2 protein-coding genes are annotated in these 1,857 nt (G+C 33.3%); both read left to right on the top strand.

Annotation, left to right across the window (positions count from 1 at the left end):
- Positions 1-175 precede the first annotated feature (175 nt).
- Positions 176-1,345, top strand: coding sequence for a hypothetical protein (locus FPG59_RS15765; protein WP_086455488.1), 1,170 nt, complete (start codon positions 176-178; stop codon positions 1,343-1,345).
- A gap of 101 nt (positions 1,346-1,446) precedes the next feature.
- The gene (locus FPG59_RS15760; RefSeq protein ID WP_086455487.1) at positions 1,447-1,788 is read left to right on the top strand and encodes a T9SS type A sorting domain-containing protein; all 342 of its coding nucleotides are present in this window, start codon (positions 1,447-1,449) and stop codon (positions 1,786-1,788) included.
- Positions 1,789-1,857: the final 69 nt, after the last annotated feature.

Raw genomic sequence — 1,857 nt, 5'->3', positions numbered from 1 at the left:
TTTTAAGGCAGTTTTTTTTTGAATACAAATTCCTCAAATTAAAAAAATGGCTTTACATAAAATTTACATAATGTTCAAATTTTGGCAATAGTATTATAATGTTACGTTAACTTTCTTATCCAATGTCGTCGCTACATTTGTATCAAATAATCACAACAACAAAATAATAAAAAAAATGAAAAAATTAGTATTAAGCTTATCAATCGTAGCTTTGTCTTTAGGTAGTTGTTCATCAGATAATGAAGAAATCACTACACAACCAATACCTACTGGAACTATAACTGGAGACATTACTACTGCAAAAACATATCCATTAGGAAACTACACTATACAAGGAACTGTAAAAATTAAAAGTGGAGGTTCTTTAACAATAGAGGCGGGTTCTACAATTACTGCTAGTATTGCTGACGGAACAGCTGATGCTCTTTTAGTAGAAAATGGTGGTAAATTATTCTTAAACGGAACTTCTGCATTACCAGTTGTATTTACAGAAACTTCTAAAACTCCTGGATCTTGGGGAGGAATCATCATGTTTGGAGACGCTCCAATTGTAGGTGCAAATGGTGTAACAACTGCTACTTCTGAAGACGGAAACAACTTAGCTTACGGCGGAACAAATACTGCTCACAATGGTGGTTCTTTGAAATATGTAAGAGTAGAATATGCTGGAAAAAAATTAACTGACAACACTAGTGAAATGAACGGATTCTCATTCTATTCAGTTGGTTCAGGAACTGTTCTAGAAAACTTAGTAGCTTACAAAGGTGCTGATGATGGTTTTGAATTTTACGGTGGAACTGTAAGTGCTAAAAACTTAATTTCATACGGTAACTTTGATGATTCTTTTGACTGGCAAGATGGCTGGAGAGGTGATGCAAATACAAACTGGTTGGCTTACCAAGTTGCAACTGGTAACTATGGAATGGAAATTGAAGCAAAATCTGTAAACAATGCTTTCGGACCAAAAGTAAGCAACATCACATTAACTAGAGCTGCAGGTACTGTAACTGAAGGAGGATCTTCAGCTGCTGAATACGATGCGATCCAATTCAAAAAAGACGGAAATGGTGAATACTCAAATGTAGTTATCTCAGGATATACAACTGCTAATTCTACCGCAGTGAGAATACAAGATAAAGCAACATTTGATAACCAAGTTACTGGTGGTAAAATCAAATTATTAAATGTAAAAATCAATGATGGCACTTCTCAGTTCGCTGGAGTAGGAACTACTTTTACAGTTGCTTTCCCTACAGGAAACTACACAACAAGTACTACATCTACTGGCGCTACTTTAACTGCAGGAGCATGGGCAATTGTTGATGGAGTAAGCTTGATCAAATAATCATCTCTTAAATAATTCAAAATGCCTTTCATAACGAAAGGCATTTTTTTTGGTACACTATTTGAATTAATTTTGTATATTTACAAATCAAATTAGTAAGAATGGCAAAAAACTACTTTTATACCCTGATTTTATTGGTCTTTTTATTCTCTGCAAGCACTTATGCCCAAGATAATAAACCGCAACCAAAATTACAAGAAACTGCCTCTAGTATTGAAGGATTGAGCTTGTACCCAAATCCTGTGAGTAATGGTAAAATTTACATTACCACTAAGAATGACCTTGATAAAGAAATCATAATTTTTGATGTACTCGGTAAAAAAGTTTTACAAACGATGCTAAGCTCTAAAGAACTGAATGTATCTAATTTATCTTCTGGAGTATACATTATAAAAATTAATGAAAAAGAAAGTTCTGCCACTAGAAAATTAATAATTCGGTAATTCATTCGAAATATAAAATTACAGCTCCATTTTTTGGAGCTTTTTTTTTAATACCAAACAGCATACGTT

This window comes from Flavobacterium sp. FPG59 (genome assembly GCF_002150205.1).
GTDB lineage: Bacteria > Bacteroidota > Bacteroidia > Flavobacteriales > Flavobacteriaceae > Flavobacterium.
Note: the sequence above shows the minus strand (reverse complement) of the source record. Positions and strands in the feature narration are given on the sequence as shown.